19 protein-coding genes are annotated in these 20,975 nt (G+C 67.4%); 15 read left to right on the top strand and 4 right to left on the bottom strand.

The features are described 5' to 3' along the window. Positions 1–19: 19 nt before the first annotated feature. The 4 genes from H4O13_13215 to H4O13_13200 form a co-directional block, all read right to left on the bottom strand. Complete coding sequence (locus H4O13_13215; protein MBE5316346.1) at positions 20–448, bottom strand: flagellar protein FlaG; 429 nt, start codon at positions 446–448, stop codon at positions 20–22. Positions 449–520: 72 nt separating this feature from the next. Further along, positions 521–1,669: a flagellin gene (locus tag H4O13_13210; GenBank protein MBE5316345.1), complete on the bottom strand. Its 1,149-nt coding sequence runs from the start codon at positions 1,667–1,669 to the stop codon at positions 521–523. A gap of 618 nt (positions 1,670–2,287) precedes the next feature. After that, positions 2,288–2,722 carry a hypothetical protein gene (locus H4O13_13205; GenBank protein ID MBE5316344.1) on the bottom strand — a complete coding sequence of 145 codons (435 nt, stop codon included), beginning with the start codon at positions 2,720–2,722 and terminating at the stop codon, positions 2,288–2,290. A 134-nt stretch (positions 2,723–2,856) separates the two neighbouring features. Next, positions 2,857–3,309: an RDD family protein gene (locus H4O13_13200; GenBank protein ID MBE5316343.1), complete on the bottom strand. Its 453-nt coding sequence runs from the start codon at positions 3,307–3,309 to the stop codon at positions 2,857–2,859. A gap of 41 nt (positions 3,310–3,350) precedes the next feature. Between H4O13_13200 and xerD the strand changes: the two genes are divergently transcribed. The 15 genes from xerD (at position 3,351) to gspD (ending at position 20,971) form a co-directional block, all read left to right on the top strand. Further along, the gene (gene xerD, locus H4O13_13195; GenBank protein ID MBE5316342.1) at positions 3,351–4,337 is read left to right on the top strand and encodes a site-specific tyrosine recombinase XerD; all 987 of its coding nucleotides are present in this window, start codon (positions 3,351–3,353) and stop codon (positions 4,335–4,337) included. A 140-nt stretch (positions 4,338–4,477) separates the two neighbouring features. Continuing rightward, entirely contained in the window at positions 4,478–5,215 is a 738-nt protein-coding gene (locus H4O13_13190; GenBank protein ID MBE5316341.1) for a DsbC family protein, read from the top strand. 217 nt (positions 5,216–5,432) lie between these two features. Beyond that, on the top strand, positions 5,433–9,305 hold the full coding sequence (gene purL / locus H4O13_13185) for a phosphoribosylformylglycinamidine synthase (protein ID MBE5316340.1): 3,873 nt from the start codon (positions 5,433–5,435) through the stop codon (positions 9,303–9,305). Beyond that, positions 9,305–9,916, top strand: a complete 612-nt coding sequence (locus tag H4O13_13180) for a hypothetical protein (GenBank protein MBE5316339.1) — start codon at positions 9,305–9,307, stop codon at positions 9,914–9,916. The genes purL and H4O13_13180 overlap by 1 nt, the downstream gene beginning before the upstream one ends. Before the next feature lie 127 nt (positions 9,917–10,043). Next, on the top strand, positions 10,044–11,762 hold the full coding sequence (gene gspE, locus H4O13_13175) for a type II secretion system ATPase GspE (protein ID MBE5316338.1): 1,719 nt from the start codon (positions 10,044–10,046) through the stop codon (positions 11,760–11,762). Positions 11,763–11,921: 159 nt separating this feature from the next. Further along, positions 11,922–13,136 (top strand): type II secretion system inner membrane protein GspF, encoded by a 1,215-nt coding sequence (gspF, locus tag H4O13_13170; protein MBE5316337.1) that lies wholly within the window; start codon positions 11,922–11,924, stop codon positions 13,134–13,136. 5 nt (positions 13,137–13,141) lie between these two features. Further along, the gene (gene gspG / locus H4O13_13165; protein MBE5316336.1) at positions 13,142–13,570 is read left to right on the top strand and encodes a type II secretion system major pseudopilin GspG; all 429 of its coding nucleotides are present in this window, start codon (positions 13,142–13,144) and stop codon (positions 13,568–13,570) included. A gap of 34 nt (positions 13,571–13,604) precedes the next feature. Further along, a complete protein-coding gene (locus tag H4O13_13160; GenBank protein MBE5316335.1) occupies positions 13,605–14,051 on the top strand; it encodes a GspH/FimT family pseudopilin in 447 nt (148 codons plus the stop codon). A 1-nt stretch (position 14,052) separates the two neighbouring features. Beyond that, the gene (locus H4O13_13155; protein MBE5316334.1) at positions 14,053–14,502 is read left to right on the top strand and encodes a prepilin-type N-terminal cleavage/methylation domain-containing protein; all 450 of its coding nucleotides are present in this window, start codon (positions 14,053–14,055) and stop codon (positions 14,500–14,502) included. Continuing rightward, the gene (locus H4O13_13150; GenBank protein ID MBE5316333.1) at positions 14,499–15,215 is read left to right on the top strand and encodes a prepilin-type N-terminal cleavage/methylation domain-containing protein; all 717 of its coding nucleotides are present in this window, start codon (positions 14,499–14,501) and stop codon (positions 15,213–15,215) included. The genes H4O13_13155 and H4O13_13150 overlap by 4 nt, the downstream gene beginning before the upstream one ends. Continuing rightward, positions 15,212–16,117 carry a general secretion pathway protein GspK gene (locus H4O13_13145; GenBank protein MBE5316332.1) on the top strand — a complete coding sequence of 302 codons (906 nt, stop codon included), beginning with the start codon at positions 15,212–15,214 and terminating at the stop codon, positions 16,115–16,117. The genes H4O13_13150 and H4O13_13145 overlap by 4 nt, the downstream gene beginning before the upstream one ends. A 43-nt stretch (positions 16,118–16,160) precedes the next feature. Beyond that, entirely contained in the window at positions 16,161–17,285 is a 1,125-nt protein-coding gene (locus H4O13_13140; GenBank protein ID MBE5316331.1) for a PilN domain-containing protein, read from the top strand. Further along, entirely contained in the window at positions 17,285–17,884 is a 600-nt protein-coding gene (locus H4O13_13135) for a general secretion pathway protein GspM (GenBank protein MBE5316330.1), read from the top strand. The genes H4O13_13140 and H4O13_13135 overlap by 1 nt, the downstream gene beginning before the upstream one ends. Then, positions 17,884–18,609, top strand: a complete 726-nt coding sequence (locus H4O13_13130; GenBank protein ID MBE5316329.1) for a hypothetical protein — start codon at positions 17,884–17,886, stop codon at positions 18,607–18,609. The genes H4O13_13135 and H4O13_13130 overlap by 1 nt, the downstream gene beginning before the upstream one ends. Before the next feature lie 100 nt (positions 18,610–18,709). After that, positions 18,710–20,971, top strand: coding sequence for a type II secretion system secretin GspD (gene gspD / locus H4O13_13125; GenBank protein MBE5316328.1), 2,262 nt, complete (start codon positions 18,710–18,712; stop codon positions 20,969–20,971). Positions 20,972–20,975 lie beyond the last annotated feature (4 nt).

Here is a 20,975-nt window from a genome sequence, read left to right as displayed (position 1 = left end):
TGCGGCGCTCCCTGAGGCGCTAGGCGCTTTCGTTGATCATGCCCGAGCCCAGCTCGGCCATGCGCTTGGCGATGCGCAGCGAGACCTCGGAGGGGATCTGCTGGATCACGTCGCCGGACGTCTGGTCGACGATGCTCACCACGACCCGGTTCGAGTCGTCGTCGACGCGGAAGCGCAGCGAAGTCTGGACGCCCTTCATGACCTCGTCGAGCTGGCGCTGCAGGTCTTCCTTGTCCGGTCGGCCTGCCGCGGGCTCGCGCTCCTGGGCACCCACCTTGGGCGCGTTCGGCCCGTTGGCCTGCAAAGCCTGCGCCGGCAGTGCGTTGGCGCCTGCTGGCGTCGCGCTTGACGTCGCCGGCTGCACCGCCCCGGAAACCGCAGAAGCCCCGCTGCTGCGCGAGGCAGCGGCCGGGCTGTAGGCACTCAAGAGTGGATTGATCGTATTCATGGCGGCTCACCTTGTAGCCGAGGGGAGTGCAGCCTGCGCTGCACTCCCCGGCCTGAAGCCTGAAGTCGTTTCTTAGCGGAGCAGGCTCAGGACGTTCTGCGGCAGCTGATTGGCCTGGGCCAGCATCGCCGTGCCGGCCTGCTGCAGGATCTGGCCGCGCGTCAGCTCGGCAGTTTCCTTGGCGTAGTCGGCGTCACGGATGCGGGAGCGCGAGGCCGACAGGTTCTCGGAGCTCGTCTGCAGGTTGGTGACCACCGAGCTGAAGCGGTTCTGGATCGCACCGAGTTCAGCGCGCGAGGAGTTGACGGCGGTCAGAGCGTTGTCGATCTGGCCGATCGCGAGCTGGGCGTCGGTGAAGCTGGACACGTTGACCGAGGTGATTCCGGTGCTGGTGGCCGACGTGCCGGTGAAGGCGTTGGCAATACCTGCGACGGTCGCCGAGTTGGTGGTACCCGTGGTGACCACCGCGGCGTTGCTGACCAGGGTCACATCGCCGGTGGTGGCGTCGTAGGAGGCACCCACGCCGGACTGGGCGGACACGCGGTTGATGGCTTCCACCAGCTGGCCCGCGCGCTCCTGAGCGTTGGCAGCCGCACCGATCGCACCGACATCCGTTCCGTTGAGCACCAGGCCACCGGCCGCGATCGCGGTCGCGAAGCCCGTCAGCGCCGTCGCATTGAAGCTGCCGGTGGTGCGGGTGAAGGTGCCGCCGATCGCTGCCGTTTGAGTGTTGGCGATGCTGGAGATGCTGATGGTCTCACCGGCATTGGCGCCGACCTGGAAGGCGACCGCGGTGAACGAGCCGTCCAGCAGCTTGGTGCCGTTGAAGCTGGTCTGCTCGGACACGCGCTGGATTTCGGCCTTCAGCTGGGTGACTTCGGCGTTCAACGCGTCGCGGTCGGTCTGGTTGTTGGTGCCGTTCGAGGCCTGCACGGCCAGCTCGCGAATACGCTGGAGGTTGTTGCCGACTTCGGCCAGCGCGCCTTCAGCGGTCTGCGCCAGCGAAATGCCGTCGTTGGCATTGCGGGCCGCCTGGTTGACGCCGCGGATCTGGCTGGTGAAGCGCTCGGAGATGGCGAGGCCGGCGGCGTCGTCCTTGGCGCTGTTGATACGCAAGCCGGAGCTCAGGCGCTGCAGCGAGGTGGCCAGCGATGAGCCGGAAGTCGACAGGTTGCGCTGGGCGTTCAGCGAGGCGGTGTTGGTGTTGATCACTTGCATGATGACTCTCCTCGGGGTTCGGGTTCCGTCGGCCTAGGGGCCTGGATTCCGCAGGGGGGTTGGCCTGTTGCCGAGGCCCCGGCGCCTGCTGAGACAGTTAACGTCCTCGCCAAGGATTTCTTTAGGGCGCCGCTGGCGGCGAATCGAGTAGGGGTGTACCTGACACTGGCGGGGCGGCGCGGTTTCGACGCCCATCCTCCGGGCGGCACCCACACCGGACCGCGGCTTCCGACAGTGGGCCTCGTGTCGCGACGATCTGCCGAGGCAAAAGCGGACCTGCCTTTGAGGAAGGTGAGAACACGTCCGTCCGGGCGTTGTTCAGACGTCGCGAGTCCGGCGCGGGTCCGGACGCGTTCGGCCGCAGCGCGGCGACGCCTTCGCTGCGCTCGGTCACCCCAGATCAAGCACTGACGTGCTCGATCCGCGTGCTCGCCCTCCGTGGCGCGCCGGAAGCTCCCATAGACCAGAGCTTCCTTCGCGCGCAACGCGTGCGAGAAACCGTGAGCGCGGGCTCTGCGGGCGCCCGCGGGCGCAGCGCTTGCCGGCGGCAACCTCCGTCTGCCGAGAACCAAACGGGCCCTCGCGGGCCCGTGTCGTTGCAAACGCGTCCGAAGCCAGACCTCAGCGCAACAGGGCCAAGGCCGTTTGCGGATTCAGATTCGCCTGCGCGCCCACCACCTGCGCGCCGGCAGTCTGCGCCTGCTCGCGCAGGCGGCCCAAGCTCTCGTTGATGCGCTGGGCGGTCTCAGCGCGGGTCTGCTCCAACAGCTCGGACGCCGACGGCGCCCCGCCTTGGGCCGTGCGCGCCAACTCGGCGCTACCGGTCAATGGGCGAGGCCGCGACAGGAACTCGGCGCCCAGGGCGAAGGTGTCCTGCCCCGGCTGGATGCGCTGATCGATCTGCAGGCCCACGTTTGAGGCCTGCTGGGTTTCGGCTGCGCCGGTCGGGTTCAGCGCCTGACCGCTGCCGAGACGCTGCCCGGCGCGTGACTGCGTGTCGAGGTCAAGCGCGCGCGTGGACTGGGCGGCCAGAGTGGGTTTGGTGTTGATCTGCATGGCGGCCTCCCGGTCGGGACCAGCTCGTACGACGAAACGCAGTCTAGGCCTGAGCTCGCGCGCGTGTCGTCAAGTCGGACACGGTCGGCTGTCAGGGGGAATCTGACATGCGCTCAAGGTCGAACTCAGAAGCATCAGCGCTTTGGCAGTCGTACCGTCAGGGTGCCGGACGCGAGTTCATGCCAGCTGCGGCGCTCGCGGTCGATCAGCACCCAGGCGAAACCCAGACCGGCGGCCGCGAGTGACACGACGCCCACGGCGAAGCGCAGTGTGATCGCTGTCCAGCCGGGCGGATTGCCGTTCGCATCCACCGCACGCAGACGCCAGGCGCGCATGCCCAGCGTCTGCCCGCCGAGGCGCCAGGACAGCCCGGCGTATAGAAAGGTCACGCCAACCAGGGCCAGAAACTCCAGCCAAGCGCCGAGGCTGCCCGGCCTGACCGGCTCGCCGCCGTTCCCGGCATAGCTCAGCACCGCCACCGCGAACCACAGGCCCAGCAGCGGAAAAACGTCATAGACCAGCGCAAGCAGGCGCGGCATCAGGGGGGCGGTTTCGACTTCGAGGCGGGGGCTGGTTGCGGTGCTCATGGGCCGCAAGGATACCGGCGAGGCCCGCTAAGCTTGTACGCATGCCGAATCCGCGCACGCCGAAACCGCCCACGCCGAAACCCGCGTCCGCCGCCGAGCGACGGGAACAGACACTCTCTCTGCCTCCGGTGCGCGCCGCCGACCAGCACTTGATCGATGCGTTCATCGAGCGCGCCTGGGCCGAGGACGGGCTGTCGCGGAACACCCAGGACAGCTACCGCCGTGACCTGGAAGGCTTCGCCCGCTGGCTGGTCGGTCAGGGCCCCGGCCTGTTCGAGCTCGGTCGCAGCGAGGTCTACGCGTATCTGGCCTGGCGCAGCGCCCGCGGCTACAGCCCGCGCAGCGGCGCGCGCCTGCTGTCCAGTCTGCGTCGCTTCTATGCCCAGGCCCTGCGCCTGAATCGCATCGGCACCGATCCCCTTGCTCTGATCGAAAGTCCCAAACTGGGTCGGCCGCTACCCAAGGCGCTGACCGAGGCTGAGGTCGAGGCGCTGCTGGCGGCGCCCGAGCTCGCTACACCGCTGGGTCTGCGCGACCGCGCCATGCTGGAACTGATGTATGGCACCGGCCTGCGCGTGTCCGAGCTGGTCGAGCTGCCGGCCGGGGCAGTCAACCTTCGCCAAGGTGTGCTGAGGGTCATGGGCAAGGGCAGCAAGGAGCGCCTGCTGCCGATGGGCGAGGAGGCTCAGCACTGGCTGCAGCGCTATCTGGACGAGGCCCGACCGTGGCTTGCGCGCGGCCAGCAGCCGGTGGCGCTGTTTCTGTCGCGGCTGGGCGAGGGCATGAGCCGGCAGATGTTCTGGCACGGGGTGAAGCAGCTGGCCCTGCGCGCCGGCATTCCCGCCGAACGGGTCAGCCCGCACACCCTGCGACACGCCTTTGCCACCCATCTGCTGAATCACGGCGCTGATCTGCGCGCGCTGCAGATGCTGCTGGGCCACAGCAGCCTGTCGACCACGCAGATCTACACCTTCGTGGCCCGTGAAGGCTTGAAGCGCCTGCACAGCCAGCACCATCCGCGCGGCTGAGGCCGGCCGAAGCCGTGCATCCCGCTCGGTTACACTCGCCGCCGCCCGTCTTTGGCGCGGCACTGAACTTCCGGCCCGGGGCACGGTCGCAGCGCGACAGGCCCGCAGCCCGCCGGCCCTTTCCAGCTTCGAGGAACTGCATGTCCCGCATCCTTGCCGGCGCCGTGATCGCCGCCCTGAGTATCGTGGCCACCGCCACGCCCGCCTTTGCGCAGTCTGGTGAATCCGCGGTCCGCGGCGCCATCGAAAGCCTGGTGCCCAACGCCAAGATCGACGGCATCGCCGAGTCGGTGGTGCCCAATCTGTACGAAGTCACCATCGAAGGCCGCGTCGTCTACGTCACCGCCGACGGTCGCTACCTGGTCCAGGGCTCGCTGTTCGACATCCCCAACCGGGTCGACATCACCGAGGCCAGCCGTGCCAAGGTGCGGCGCGAGGCGCTGGCGCAGGTCACCACCGGCCGCATCGCGTTCGCGCCGCCCGATCCGAAGTACACGCTCACGGTGTTTACGGACATCGACTGCGGCTACTGCCGCAAGCTGCACGAGCACATCACCGAGTACAACAGCGCTGGGATCGCCATCGAGTACCTGTTCTTCCCGCGCGCTGGCATTGGCTCGGAGAGCTACCAGAAGGCGGTGTCAGTCTACTGCTCGACCAACCAGCAGAAGGCGATGACCGACGCCAAGGCCGGCCAGCCGCTCGACATCAAGGAGTGCGAGAACCCGATCGCTGACCAGTACACGCTGTCGCAGCAGATCGGCGTGACCGGCACCCCGGCGATCTTCACCGAGGACGGCACCCAGCTCGGCGGCTACCTGCCGCCTGACCAGCTGATCCAGCGCCTGGAGGCGATGGCGGCGGCACCCAAGCAGTAAGCGCCACCTCAAGCGCCATCGCCCAGAGACGGCGACTCTCCTCGGAGTCGCCGTCTGTCGTTTGGCGCTTCCGCTTGTGCGGCGTCGCTGGCGAGCGCGTTGTACCGTAGCCCTGCAAACAGGCCGCCGCCGCCCGGATCGCCCCGGTCCGCTTTGAGCAAGCTGGTAGAATCCGCGGCCCGCATTCCTCGCGCCTCGTGCGCGTGACAAGGTCAGCATGATCGTGTTCGAGGGCCAGGCGGCCCTGTCGTCCTTCCGTCTGGCGGCCCTGGCCGCCCGCGTTGGCAGCCTGGCATCGGGCCTGGGCCCGGTCTCCACCCGCTGGCTGTACTTCATCGAGCTGGAGCCGGGTGTCGCGCTGGTCGAGGCGGACAGCGAGCGCCTGGGGCGCATCCTCGAAGCCCGGCCTTCGAGCGCAGCGCCCGCGCCGACCTCGCCCTGGGTGCTGCCGCGTCTCGGCACGCGCTCGCCTTGGTCGACCAAGGCCACCGAGATTCTGCGCGGCGCCGGCCTGCCGGTGGTGCGGGTCGAGCGTGGCTTGGGCTACGCCTTGAACGCCGAGCTGCCGGCCACGCCGGGTCTGGCGGTACTGCTGCACGATCCGATGACCCAGAGCCTGGTGGTCGAGGGCTCGCGTCTCGCCGGCCTGTTCGCTGCGCAAGCGCCGCAGCGCGCTGAGCGCATCGCCCCGGCTGAGCTGCCGGCGGCCAATCAGCGCCTGGGCCTGGCCCTGTCCGAGGACGAGATCGAGTACCTGCAGGCGCGCTTCGCCGAGCTGGGCCGCGCACCGTCGGATGCTGAGCTGATGATGTTCGCGCAGGCCAACTCCGAGCATTGCCGGCACAAGATCTTCAACGCCAGCTGGCGGATCGACGGCGAAGACAAGGCGATTAGCCTGTTCGGCATGATCCGCAACACGCAGAAGGTCTCACCGCAGCTGACCCTGTCCGCCTACAAGGACAACGCCGCCGTGGTCGAGGGCTTCAGCGCCCGCCGTTTCGCCGCCGGCCCCGACCGCGTTTACGTGGAGCGGCCGGCCGCCCCCTCGGCCTTCGCGATCAAGGTCGAGACCCACAATCACCCGACCGCGATCTCGCCCTTTCCGGGGGCGGCCACCGGCTCGGGCGGCGAGATCCGCGACGAGGGCGCTACCGGCCGCGGCGGCAAGCCCAAGGCCGGGCTCACCGGCTTCACCGTCAGCCATCTGCGCATTCCCGGCCTGCCGCGACCCTGGGAGCGCGAGCGCCCGCTCAACCCGCGCATGGCGACGGCCTTCGAGATCATGCGCGATGGACCGCTCGGCGCGGCCGCCTTCAACAACGAGTTCGGCCGGCCGGCCTTGACGGGCTACTTCCGCAGCTTCGAACTGCCCACCGAGCAGCCCGGTGTGTACCGCGGCTATGACAAGCCGATCATGCTGGCCGGCGGCGTCGGCAGCATCGAGCGCGACCAGGTCGAGAAGCGCCGCCTGCGCCCTGGCGATGCAGTCGTCGTGCTGGGTGGACCCGGCATGCTGATCGGGCTGGGCGGCGGGGCTGCGTCCTCGGTGGCCTCCGGCCAGAGCAGCGAGGATCTGGACTTTGCCTCGGTGCAGCGCGACAACCCCGAGATGCAGCGTCGCTGCCAGGAAGTGATCGACCGCTGCTGGCTGCTGGGCGAGGCCAATCCCATTCTGTCGGCGCACGACGTCGGCGCAGGCGGTCTGTCGAACGCGCTGCCCGAGCTGCTCAACGATTCCGAAGTCGGCGGCGAGATCGATCTGGCCCAGGTGCCCTCCGACGATCCCGGCCTGTCGCCGATGCAGCTGTGGTGCAACGAAGCACAGGAGCGCTACGCGCTGGGCATCGCCGCCGAGCGCCTGGCCGAGTTCGAGGCCCTGTGCCGGCGCGAACGCTGCATCTACGCCGTGGTCGGCCGGGTCACCGCTGAACGCCATCTGCGCATCACCGATTCGCGCCCGCAGGCGCTTGCGGTCACGGGATCGCCCGAGGCGGTGATCGACCTGCCGATGGACGTGCTGTTCGGCAAGGCGCCGAAGATGCATCGCGACACCCGACCGCCGCGCGCCATGGCTTGGCCCCGTCTCGACCCGGCGAGCGTCGACCTGCGTGAGGCCGCGCTGCGCGTGCTGGCGCATCCCAGCGTGGGCGCCAAGCAGTTCCTCGTCACCATCGGCGACCGCACGGTCGGCGGGCTCTCGGCCCGCGACCAGATGGTCGGGCCCTGGCAGCTGCCGCTCGCCGATGTGGCCGTCACCCTGGCTGACTTCGAGGGCTACACCGGCGAAGCCATGGCCCTGGGCGAGCGCAGCCCGCTGGCCCTGATCGATGCCGCCGCCTCCGCCCGCATGGCGGTCGGCGAAGCCCTGACCAATCTGGCCGCGGCACCTGTGGCCTCGCTGAAAGAGGTGAAGCTGTCGGCCAACTGGATGGCCGCCGCGGGCTTCGAGGGCGAGGACGCCCTGCTGTTCGAAGCGGTGCAGGCGGTTGGCATGGAACTCTGCCCCGCGCTCGGCATCGGCATTCCGGTCGGCAAGGATTCGCTGTCGATGCAGGCGCGCTGGCCGCATGCCGGCGAAACCCAGACCGTCGCCTCACCGGTGTCGCTGGTGATCAGTGCGTTCGCCCGCGTCGAGGACGCGCGCGCCACCCTCACTCCGGTGCTCGCTACCGACCGGGGCGAGACCGAGCTGTGGCTGATCGGTCTCGGTGCCGGCAAGCAGCGCATGGGCGGCTCGATTCTGGCGCAGTGCTTTGATCGCTTCGGCGGCGCCAGCCCCGACGTCGACGATCCCGAGATGCTGCGTGAGTTCTTCGAACTGATCCAGGCCGCGCGCGCGGAAGGATTGATCCTCGCCTATCACGATCGTTCCGACGGTGGCGCTTTCGCCGCCGCCTGCGAAATGGCCTTCGCCGCCCACTGCGGCCTGCGCCTGCAGCTGCAGGGCTGGTCCGAACAGTCGATCCCGGCCCTGTTCAACGAGGAGCTGGGCGCGGTCGTGCAGATCCGCACCGAAGATCGCGCCGCCTTCGCCGACCTGGTTGAGCGCCACGGTTTGATCCACTGCGCGCAGCGCATCGGCCGCCCCAGCCGCCGGCCCAGCGTGCGCGTGCTCGATGGCGACGACACCGTCGCCGAGTGGAGCTGGCAGGAGTTGTTCGAGGCCTGGTGGTCGACCAGCCACGCCATCCAGCAGCGCCGCGACGAGCCCGGCTGCGCCGACGCCGAGTTGCGCCAAGCCAGCGATTTCGAGGCCGCAGCGCTGGAGGCCATGTCGAGCTTCGACCCCGAGGACGACATCGCCGCGCCCTTCATCAATACCGGCGCGCGGCCACGCGTGGCAATCCTGCGCGAGCAGGGCGTCAACGGCCAGATCGAGATGGCGGCCGCCTTCCACCGCGCCGGCTTCGAGGCGGTCGACGTGCACATGAGCGACCTGCTCGAGAACGGCGGCTCGCTGGAGGGTTTCCGCGGCCTCGCCGCCTGTGGTGGCTTCAGCTATGGCGACGTGCTGGGCGCGGGCCGCGGCTGGGCGACTTCGATTCTGGAGCACGCCAGACTCCGAGCCGAGTTCGAGCGCTTCTTCCATCGGGCCGATGCCTTCGCCCTCGGCGTCTGCAACGGCTGCCAGATGCTGAGCCAGCTGAAGGATCTGATCCCCGGCGCTGAGGACTGGCCGCAGTTCCACCGCAATGCCTCCGAGCAGTACGAGGCGCGGCTGGTGCAGGTCGAGGTGCTGGAGTCGCCGTCCATCCTGCTGCGCGGCATGGCCGGCTCGCGCCTGCCGATCGTGGTCAGCCACGGCGAGGGGCGCGCGGTGTTTGCCTCGGCCGAGCAGCAGGGCAGGGCGACGGTGGCGATGCGCTTCGCCCGACATGGAGGCGGCCCGGCAACGGCCTATCCGCTGAACCCGAACGGCTCGCCCGAGGGCATCACCGGCCTGAGCAACCGTGATGGTCGGGTCAGCCTGATGATGCCGCACCCCGAGCGCGTCTTCCGCACGGTCCAGATGAGCTGGCATCCGGCCGGCTGGGGTGAAGCTTCGCCCTGGCTGCGACTGTTCCGCAACGCTCGCGCCTGGGTGCAGTGATGCAGCTCTCGCCGCTGCGCCAGTTCATTCTTGCCGCCGCGCTCTGGCTGCCGGCCTGCTTCTTTCTGTGGGCGGTGCTGATCTCGCCGATCCTGCTGCCGGTGGCCAAGATCGCGCAGCTGGTGCTGCTGCAGCTGTTGCCGCAGACGGTGGAACTGATCGAGCAGGACGGCCAGAACTTCGAGGTGGTCACGCGGCTCATGACCGAGGCCGATGCCAGCGGCCGGGTCGGCCAGCTGGTGCTGACCTCCACACCGATGATCTACGCCTGGTGCCTGCCCCTGTTTGCCGGCCTGGTGATGGCCGCGCCCATTGAGGTGCGGCAGCGTCTGAAGCAGTTCGCCATTGGCGTTCCGGTGCTGTGGCTCGTGGTCAGCTGGGGCGCGGTTTTTGACGCGCTCTACCTGCTGCAGTTCCAGGCAGGCCCCTTGGGCGAAGCGGCGCTGCAGCAGGCCGGACTCGCCCCCAACTTCGTTGCCATGGGCTACCAGTTCGGCTATCTCATCCTGCCGCCGGTGGTGCCGATCGTGCTGTGGATAGGATTGAACAGCGCCTTCCTGCAGGAACTCGTCGAGTTCACCCGGGAACCACCGGAGCCGCCCGCAGTCTGAGACCCGCTTCCGCGTCGCGGCAGCCCCCGTGCCGGCCTTGGGGTTATTCTTGCCGGCCCGATCTTTCTGGCTGCCCGAGGCAATCCGCTTGAACGCTGCGCTGGCTGACCCCCCGCCCGCCGAACGCTTGGCTGACGCTGACGGCGTCGACGCAAGCTTGATCGCGCTCGAAAACCGCATCAGCGAGGCCCTGCTGGCCCGCGGTCGACTGAAAGACGCCGATCTGCAGCGCGCACGCCGTCTGCTGGAGGAGAACCCCGGCAGCCTGATCGGCCTGATCACGCGGATCGGCCTGGCCTCCGAGCGCGATGTCGCCGAGGCCAGCGCGGAAGTGCTGGGCCTGCCGCTGGTCTCGACCAAGGACGTGCCCGAGCAGCCGCCGCAGAACGTGCAGCTGTCGCTGCGCTTCCTGAAGCAGCAGCATGTCTGCCCGATCGGTGAGAGCGAGGCCCACGTCGATCTGCTCACCGCCGATCCGCAGGATCACTACCTCGTCGACGCGGTACAGCTCGCCACCGGCAAGCAGGTCAAGCTGCACGTGGGCCTGCGCTCGGAGATCGACGACCTGATCGAGCGCTACTACGGTGCCGGTCGCTCGGCCATGGGCACGATTGTCGAGAACCTCGCCGAAGGCGACGTGCGCAGCGAGGACGACGTCGAACACCTGCGCGACCTGGCCTCCGAAGCGCCGGTCATCCGCCTGGTGAACCTGGTGATCCAACGCGCAGTGGAGCAGCGCGCCTCGGACATCCATATCGAACCCTTCGAGAGCCGCCTCAAGGTGCGCTACCGCATCGACGGCGTGCTGCACGAGGTCGAGTCGCCGCCTTCATCGAGCACGGCCGCGGTGATCTCGCGCATCAAGATCATGGCCAAGCTCAACATCGCCGAGCGCCGCCTGCCGCAGGACGGCCGCATCATGCTGCGCGTGCAGGGCAAGGAGCTCGACCTGCGCGTTTCGACCGTGCCGACGGCGCACGGCGAGTCGGTGGTCATGCGTATCCTTGACCGCGAGTCGATCGTCTTCGACTTCCACAAGCTCGGCTTCACCGACAACTTCCTCGACAAGTTCGTCAAGGTGCTGGAGCTGCCGCACGGCATTCTGCTGGTCACCGGCCCCACCGGCTCGGGCAAGACCACCACGCTCTACACGGCGCTTTCGAGGCTCAACACGCCGGATCTCAAGATCATCACGGTTGAAGATCCGGTCGAGTACCAGATCGAGGGCATCAACCAGATCCAGGCCAAGCCGCAGATCGGCCTCGATTTCTCGCATGCCCTGCGTTCGATCGTCCGCCAGGACCCTGACGTCATCATGATCGGCGAGATGCGCGACCTGGAGACGGCGAAGATCGCGATCCAGTCGGCGCTGACCGGTCATCTGGTGCTGTCGACCCTGCACACCAACAACGCCGCCGGTGGCATCACCCGTCTGCTCGACATGGGCGTCGAGGATTACCTCCTGACCTCGACCGTCAACGGCATCCTCGCCCAGCGTCTAGTGCGCCGACTGGTGCCGGAGTATCGGGAGGCCTATGTGGCGATGCCCGAGGTGATCGAGGAGTTCGGCCTGCGTCGCTTCACCGATGCCGACCCGGTGACGCTCTATCGCCCGGTGGCCAGCGCCGGCTCCAGCACCGGCTACCACGGGCGGACCACGATTATGGAATTCCTGGTCATGAACGACCCGCTGCGCCGGCTGGTGATGAAGCACGCCGGCATGAATGAACTCGAGCAGGCCGCCCGCGAGAACGGCATGCGCACCATGTACGAAGACGGCCTGGTCAAATCCCTGGAAGGCGTGACCACGATCGAGGAGGTCCTGCGGGTGACGCAGGAGGGCTGAGTGCGGGGATTGGGGATTGGGGATTGGGGATTCGGGATTGAACCTGATCCGCATTGCGGTGTCCCGAGTCCCTGTGCTTCGTTACCGCGCGCGCATTGCAGCCGGCCCAGTTTGTGGTTTTGCAATCCCCAATCCCCAATCCCCAATCCCGGCTCCTGAATGCCCCAATTCCGCTACAAAGCCCTGAGCCCCGCCGGCGAGGCGCTGGATGGCCTGATGGAAGCCGCGAGCGCCGATGAGGTGATCGCCAAGCTGCAGGACGCCGGCAATATTCCGCTGAAAGCGCTGCCCGCGGATCAGGCGCAGGGTTCGGGCCTGTCCGCGCTGTTCCAGCGGGCCCCCATGGGCGCGAACCAGGTGCTGCAGTTCACTCAGCAGCTGGCGACTTTGCTGGGCGCCGGTCAGCCGCTGGATCGCGCCCTGCAGATCCTGCTCGATCTGCCGGAGTCCGAGCAGGCGCGACGGGTGATCGACCGGATCCGCGAGGCGGTGCGCGGCGGCACGCCGCTGTCGCAGGCGATGGAGGCGCAGAGCGGCGTGTTCTCGCGGCTGTACGTCAACATGGTGCGTGCCGGCGAAGTCGGTGGTGCGCTCGACGACACCCTGAAGCGTCTGGCCGACTACCTGGAGCGCAGCAAGGCGCTCAAGGAAAGCGTGATCAACGCGATGATCTACCCGAGCATCCTGATCGTGCTGGTGCTCGGTGCCATCGGTCTGCTGGTGGGCTATGTGGTGCCGCAGTTCCTGCCCCTGTTCGAGGACATGGGCGCAGAGATCCCCTGGCTGACCGCCGCGATCATGAGTCTGGGCCTGTTCGTGCAGGGCTGGTGGTGGCTGCTGCTGTTAGCTGTCATCGGCCTGGTGTGGTTCGCTTCCCATGCCCTTGCGGATCCCGCAAGACGACTGCAATTCGACACCTGGATCCTGGGTCGCGGCCTGTTCGGTCAGCTGCTCGCCAAGCTCGACACCGCCCGGCTCGCGCGCACGCTTGCCACGCTGGTACACAACGGCGTGCCGCTGCTCACCTCGCTCGCCATCGCCCGCAACGTGCTCACCAACAGCGCCCTGTCCGAGGCCGTCGGTCAGGCGGCGGAAGAGGTCAAGACCGGCGGCGGACTGGCCATCGCGCTGGGGCGCAGCAAGCTGTTCCCTCGGCTCGCCCTGCAGATGATCAGCGTCGGTGAGGAGTCCGGTGAGATGGACACCATGCTCGGTAAGGTCGCCGACACATTCGACGCCGATGTGAGGAACACTGTCGACCGCCTGCTGTCTGCCTTGGTCCCGGTCATTACCATCGTCATGGCCGTTGCCGTGGCTGTCATCATGATGGCCATCCTGATTCCGATCTTCGAACTCACCAACACCGTGGGATGAATGCCATGAACACTTCCAGCTCCGCGCGCCTGCGCAGCCTCCGCCAGGGCGGCTTCAGCCTGATCGAAATCCTCATCGTGGTTGCGCTGATCGCGGTGATCGTCGGTTTCGCCACCAACCAGATCTTCGGCGGCCAGGACAAGGCCAAGGCCAATCTGGCGAAAGCGCAGATCCAGACCCTGGTCGGCAAGATCGAGCAGTTCCAGCTCGACAACGGCGGCGCTCCGACCAGCCTGGAGGATCTCGTACGCCAGCCGTCGGGCTCGCGCACCTGGCTGGGGCCCTACGCCAAGGAGTCCGACCTCAAGGACCCCTGGGGCCGTGCCTTCCAGTATCAGACTGGCGGGGCCACTGATTTCGAGATTGTCAGCCTCGGCAAGGACGGCAAGGCCGGTGGCGACAGCGTCAACCGCGACATCAAGAGCAGCGAGTAATCCGGCCTCCCCGCGGGCGTCCCAAGGGCAACCCATGCGCGCACGCGGCTTCAGCCTGGTGGAAGTCCTGGTGGTGGCGGCCATCATTGCCTTCGCAGTCGCGATGCTTGCTGGCGCCATGGGCTATAGCTTGACCGGCCAGCAGATGCGCGGCGCCAGCCGCGATCTGGTGGCCGCACTGCGCTATACCCGCGGCCAGGCCATCGTGAAGCGCGAGGCCCAGGTGCTCACGCTCAATCTCGACCAGAAGAGCTACCGCGCCGCCAATCGGCCGCCTGTGCAGTTACCCCCCAAGTTCGAGCTCGCGATCGAGACCGCGCGTCAGGAGATGCTCAGTCAGAGCGAGGGCGGTATCCGCTTCTTCCCGGATGGCTCCTCCACCGGCGGCAACATCGAGCTGTCCCGCGGCGACACCGTCTGGCGGATCGACATCAACTGGCTGACGGGCGAGGTGAATCTGCGTGAGCCGGGCAGCCGCTGACATGCGCCAACGGGGTTTCACCCTGATCGAGGTGGTGATCGCGCTCGCCGTCTTCGCGGTGGCCGTAGGCGTGTGCATGCAGATCGCCACGGCTGGCCTGCGGCAGAGCCGCATCGCCGCCGAGCAGACCCAGGCGGCGCTGCTGGCGCAGTCCCTGCTGGACATGCACGGCGTTGGCGAACGTCTGGAGCCGGGCCGCAGCAGCGGTCGCCTGGAGGGCGACTACCAGTGGGACATCGAGATCACGCCTTACGAGGTGCCGCTGCAGACCGACAGCCCCTTGGCGCCCGGCTTCAGCGCGGTGCAGCTGTTCCGTCTGGATCTGACGATTCGCTGGCCCGCTGGCCAGAACGAGCGCAGCGCGCGGTTCTCCACGCTGCGGGCGATGACTCCCGATCCCAATGTGCCAGTGACGCCGACTGCCCCTGAACCCTCGGGAGAAGACGGATGAAGCGCCGACTCCGCGGGTTCACTCTGGTCGAGATCCTGATCGCCACCAGCCTGCTGGCGCTGATGATTCTGGGCGCGATGGCGGCTCTTTCCAGCAGCGTGCGCGCAGTGCGCTCGGGCGAGGCGCTGGTCAACCGCACCGACAGCGTGCGGATCGCACAGGAGTTTCTGCGGCGCCAGCTCTCGCAGGCTCTCGCGCTTCCCTTCGAGCGCACCGACGACCTCGGCATGGTGTTCGTGTTCGAGGGGGACGATCGTGACCTCAAGTTCGTGGCGCCCATGCCGGGGCACCTGGCGCGCGGCGGCCCTCATGTCCAGCAGATCAGCATCGGCAGCGGTGCGCGTGGCACAAAGCGCATCGAGTTCACGCATGCGCTGTTGAACGGCTACGACGATCCGCTCAATCGCGCGGATCCGCGCCCGCCCGTTGTCGTGCTGGAGGGTCTGCAGGACGCCTACTTCGAGTACCGCTCGGTCGACGACAACGGCCGTCTTCTGCCGTGGAGCCGCAGCTGGGACTATCCGCAGTTCCTGCCGATGATGGTTCGGCTCGTCGCCGAGTTTCCGGCCGAACGCCCCCAGCATTGGCCACAGTTTGAGGTGCCGGTGCATGCAGGCGCCGCCGGCTCGGTGAGCAGCTTCTACAGCCGCCTGCCGTTCTCGCGTCAGCGTCGTGATCGGGAGAGCGACAGCCCCGACAGGCCGCCGCAATGAGGCGCTCGGATTCCCCCCGAAGCGGCCGCGGCATTGCTCTGGTCTTCGTGCTGTGGGTGCTGGCGCTGTTGACGCTGCTGCTGGCCAGCTTTGCGCTGGTGACGCGCACCGAGTCCCTGCAGTCGAGGCATCTTTTTGACAGCACGCGCGCGCGCTATGCCGCCGAAGCGGGCATCAATCAGGCCGCCTGGTCGCTGTCGCTGCCCGACCCGGTGCTTCGCTGGCTGCCCGACGGTCGTGAGTACCGGGTGGAATTCGAAGAAGCCGATATCTCGATCCGGATCACCGACGAATCGGGGCTCATCGACTTGAACGCCGCTGAACCGCCGACGCTGACCAACCTGTTCGTCGGTGTGGGCGTCGATCCGATTGCCGCCGCCGCGCTGGCTGATGCGATCCTCGATTGGCGCGATGGCGACGACCTAAAGCTGCTGAACGGAGCGGAAGACGCAGACTACCGTGCGGAAGGCTACCCCTATGGCGCCAAGGACGCGCCGTTTGATCTGGTCGGCGAGCTGGAGCAGGTGATGGGCATGACGCCTGAGCTGTATCGGCAGGTGGCGCCCGCGCTGACGGTGTACTCCGGGCAGGCGGTGCCAAATCTCGCCTATGCGCCGATCGAGGTCATTCGCGCCTTTCCGAACATCGATCCGACGCTGGCGCAGCTGCTGATCGAGCAGCGTCACGCTTGGCTTCCGGGTCTTGGTCTGCCGCCCCCCACCTTGCCGGATGGCACTCCGCTCGTGGCGGAGGGGGGCACCGGGACGTATAGTATCGAGTCGCGTGCCACCCTTCCGAACGGCGCTTTCACGGAACTTCGGGTGACTCTGCGACTCGGAGGCTCCGGCATTTCCGGCCGCGCTTTCAGCGTCCTGCGTTGGCAGGACACGAGCGCGCTGTGAGGGCCCCGGTCCTTTTCCCGTCCCAACCATTCGAAGCTGGCGCATGACACTGGCGGATGCCTTGAACCCGCTGCTTGCGCGACTGCGGTCGCGCTTCGCTCAGACACCGCTGCCGCAGTTCTGGCGCTGGTGGACGGGCGAATTGCTGTCCTTCCTCCCGCCGCGCTGGCGTGAGGCTTTGGCGGTGGAGCAGGCCTGCTTGCTGCTTTCCTCCACGGAGGGCGGCGTGACGCTCGAACTCGAACGTGCCGCCCAGCGCAGCGCCGTGTTTCATCTCGACGGCGAGCGAGACGCATGGGCTCAGCGCTTCGGGGCCGAAGTCGACGAAAACCTGCGCGAACTGCCTTTGATTCTCGGTCTTCCCGCGAGTCGAGTGCTCCGTCGCACGCTGTCGTTGCCGGTTGCCGCGCTGGAAAACCTGGACGCCGTGCTCGGCTTCGAGCTGGACCGACAGACCCCGTTCAAACCGGAGCAGGTGTACTTCGCCAGCCGCGTGCTTCGCCACGATCCAGGCGCGAAGCAGGCCCAGATCGAGTTGACGGTCGTGCCTCGGCCGGTGTTGGAGGAGGCTGTTGCAAGCCTTGCCGGTCTGGCCGAGCGCCTCGCGGCCGTCGATGTCGTCGATGCTCGCGGTGAGCGGCTCGGCGTCAACCTGCTGCCGATGGAGCGGCGTGCGCGGCAGCCGCGTACTCAGCCCCTCATCCAGCTGGGCCTGCTGTTCGCCGCAGTCATCCTGGTCTTCTTCGGCCTCAGCCAGATCGTCCAGAACCGGCAGGCGGCGGTGGAAGAGATGGAGGCCCTGGCCCAGGCCCAGCGCGAACGTGCCCGCGAGGTGGGCGCCCTGCGCGCGCAGCTTGAAGATGCTGCGGCGGCGGCCAACTTCCTGGCGGTGCAGAAGCAGACCCAGGCTTCTATGGTGCTCCTGCTCGACGAGGTCACCCAGCGTCTGCCGGATGACACGTTCCTGACGCGCCTGTCGGTGAGTGGCAACCAGGTGAGCCTGAGCGGTTACAGCGCGCAGGCGCTGAAGCTGGTGGGTGAGCTGCAGAAATCCGGCGTGCTGAAGGACGCTGCATTGAACGGTGGTGTCCAGCAGGAGCCGCGCGTTTCGCGCGACATGTTCACCATCAACGCCACCTACGGGCCCGACCCGAAGGCCCAGCCATGATGTCCCCTCAACTGACGCCGCAGCAAAGCCGCTGGTTGGCTCTGGGCCTGCTTGGACTGGTGCTGGGCCTGTTCTACCTGCTGTTCGTGCACTGGTGGTTCGTTGTGCCGTTTCTGGATGCGCGCGCAAGCTTCATCGAGGAGCGCGAGCAGGAGCAGCGGCTGCGCGCCAATGCCTCGCAGCGCGAGGAGATCGAAGCACGCCTGGCGGAGGTGCGTGCTTTTGAGGCGGGCAACCCCGGGTTCCTTTCGGAAACGAGCTTCGATCTGGCGGCGCCTGCGCTGATCATGCGAATTCAAGGCGCTGTCGAGCGCCAGGGGCAACCGGAGCGTTGCCTGGTGATCAACAGCCAGCCCATGCGCGGACAACAGGCCGAGAAATTCGAGCGCGTGACGATCCAGGTGCGGCTGCGCTGCGAGCTGGAGCATCTGTATCTGGTGCTCCACGAGCTCGAAAGCGGCAGCCCCCAGCTGTTCCTGTCGGAGCTCAACATCATCGCGAGGCGCATGCCCTCGCATGCCGGAGGCGAGGTCTTCATCGGCTACGTCGATGTGTCCTTCAATGCTCACGGCTACCTGCGACCGCAGGGAGGGCGCTGATGGCCAGTCGATCGCAGATACTCCTCACCGCTGCCCTGGGCGCCGCAACCGCATGGAGCGCCGCATTTGCGGTCCTCGGCGTGGCCGGACTCGGTGGTCGCTACGGCACCCTGCCGGACGATCCCGGCCTGGTCTCGCCCCTGCCCGAGATCAATCTTGAGCAGGCTGTCAGTACCCTTGACGGCGTGGGCAGCTATGCGGCCATCGGTGACCGCCCGCTGTTCAACTTCGATCGTCGCCCTTTGCCTGCGGTCTCTGCCGCGCCGGCTGAGGGAGAAGGGGGCACGCCCGCGCCAGCGCCGCCCGAGTTCATCCTGACCAGTGTGATCAAGAGTGGCGACAAGCAGATCGCCATCATCCTGCACACACCCTCCGGAAAGAGCCAGACCGTTGCGGTTGGCCAGCCGCTGCAAGCCGAGCTCTCGGGCTGGACTCTGGTTGAGCTTGCATCGCGCGGCGCCGTGTTCGAGGGGGGCGGTGGCCGAAAATCGTTCGATCTGCGTGTTTTCGACGGCACGGGCGGCCAGCCGCCCACGCCAATCGATGTGCCCCCTCCGCAGACGCCTCCGCCAGCGGATGGCGCGGCCCCACCGCCGGTGGGTGCCGATGGTCAGCCACAGCAGGCCGCCGTCGACACGCCTGAAGCTCGCGCTGAAATGATCCGACGCCGGATCGAAGAGCGCCGACGCCAGATGCGCGAGGAGGCAGAACGTGCGCGCCAATGAGTCCCCCGCTGTGAGCGGGAACCTTCGCCGGGACGGGCGCTCTGTCGCCGTCCCCAAGCCCGGGGTTGCTAGCGCAGCCCCCGTTGCAGGAGCCATACGCGTGAGCCAACGCATCCTCGGTCTGCTCGTCTGCGCGAGCCTGGTTATTCTCAGCGGCTGTGCCAGTACGGGCGGTTATGCGCCGCTCGAATCCCGCCCCCAGCCCAGCCAGGCGCTTGCTCGCGAAATCGCCTTGGAACGAAGCGCGGACGAAGAATCGGAAGAATCCTCCGAAGAGACAAGCGAGGACACCGCCAGCGAGGAGCCGGAGGCTGTCCGCCTCGGCAGCGGCAGTTTCATCAATCGCGACTTGGCCAGCCGTGGCCCGGCGGGCGCGGGCGCCACGGGTGAGGTGACCTTCAACTTTGAAGGCGAGTCGCTGCACGCGGTGGTGAAAGCCATCCTTGGCGACTTCCTGCAGGAGAACTACGTCATCGCACCCGGTGTGCAGGGCACGGTCACCTTCTCAACGGCCAAGCCACTGCGTGGCGACCAGGCGCTGTCCATTCTTGAAATGCTGCTGCGCTGGAACAACGCCACCGCGGTCTGGCAGGACGGCCGCTACACCATTCTGCCGGTGTCCCAGGCCCTGCAGGGCAACCTCACCCCGCGAACCGGCGCGGCCGCCGGCGCGCGCGGCTACGAGGTGCGTGCGGTGCCGCTGCAGTTCATCTCGGCCATCGAGATGGAGAAGCTGCTGAAGCCCTATGCAAAGCCTGAGGGCATCATCAACGTCGACCCCGCGCGCAACATGCTTGTGCTTGCGGGCACGGCGGCGGAGCTTGCCAACTACCAGCAGACCGTCGAGATCTTCGACGTCGATTGGCTGGCCGGCATGTCCGTTGGCACCTACCGCCTGGAGCAGGCCGAGGCCGCCAAGGTGGTGACCGAGCTTGAGAAGGTCTTTGGCGAGGGCGCTGGCACGCCGCTGTCTGGCATGTTCCGCTTCATTGCCCTGGAAGGCGTCAACTCCATCATCGTCATCACGCCGCAGCCGAAGTATCTGGCCCAGGTGCAGGAGTGGATCGAGCGTCTTGATGCGGGCGGCACACAGAGTGGCTCCCGCCTTTACGTCTACGACGTCAAGAACGTCAAGGCGACGGATCTGGCCGGCACGCTGGGCGAAATCTTTGGCGGCCAGCCGCGCCAACAGGCCTCATCGCAATCCGGGTCGGTGGCCCCGGGGCTTGACCCCGTGCGTGCGAGCACGCTCGGCCGCGGCGAGCAGCCGCGCTTCGACAACAATCCCGAACCGCGGGTGGACGCCACCGAGATCGCGTTCGGCGTCGCTAACCCACCTTCTGCGGGCGGCGGCTCCGGTATCCCGGGCGCCTCCGGAATCTCAGGCCCGGTGGTGGACGCCGCGGGCGGCATCGCTTTGGGCTCAGAAGAGAACGTGCGGGTTTCCGCCATCGAGGAGAACAACCAGCTGCTGGTCAAGGCCACCAGCCAGCAGTGGGAGTCGATCCGTCGGGTGATCGAGCGACTGGACCAGATTCCGCTGCAGGTGCATATCGAAGCCAAGATCGTGTCCGTGGTGCTCAACGACAACCTGGAATACGGCGTGAGCTCCTTCTTCGAGGGGGCGGTGCCGGAGGCCCTCAGGGGGGCCGCTGCCCTTCGCAACAGCTGGAGCGCGGTCAATGGCACGATCGGGGCAGGCAACGCGCTTTGGAACTTCGTAGGGCCTGATGCTGCGGCAACCCTGAGGTTGCTGCAGACGATCACCAACACGCGCGTGCTGGCCTCGCCGTCTTTGCTCGTGCTCAACAACAAGAGCGCGACCATCAACGTCGGAGATCAGATCCCGGTGAGCAGCGTGTCGATCGGCGTGCCCGGTACGGGAGTGGGCAACGGGCTGGGTACGAGCAGCTACACCCAGTACTTGCAGACCGGCATTACCTTGAATGTGACCCCTCGGGTCAACCCGGGGGGGCTAGTCTTCATGGAGATCGAGCAGGAAGACAGCCAGCCGGGGGCTCAAGTTGGCGATACCGGCAACCGCGAGATCTCCACCAGGAACATCTCCAGCGAGGTTGCTGTGCAGTCCGGTCAGACCATCATCCTGGGCGGCTTGATTCGCCAGACCGATAGCCGGGGCTCAGGCGGACTGCCGTTTCTCAACCGTATCCCGGTCTTGGGGGGACTGTTCGGCTCGCAGTCGCGGCGCGACGAGCGCACCGAGCTGCTCGTGATGATCACTCCCCGCGTCATTGCCAACCAAGAAGAAGCCACCCGCGTCACGCAGGACTACATGCGCCAGTTCCGCGGCCTTGCCCCCCTTCGCGTCATCAACGAAACCCCCGCAGCCGATCAACCTTAATCGC

Source organism: Lysobacterales bacterium, from assembly GCA_014946745.1.
Taxonomy (GTDB): domain Bacteria; phylum Pseudomonadota; class Gammaproteobacteria; order Xanthomonadales; family Xanthomonadaceae; genus Aquimonas.
The sequence above is the reverse complement of the archived record's forward strand: the minus strand, read 5'-3'. Positions and strand labels throughout refer to the sequence as shown.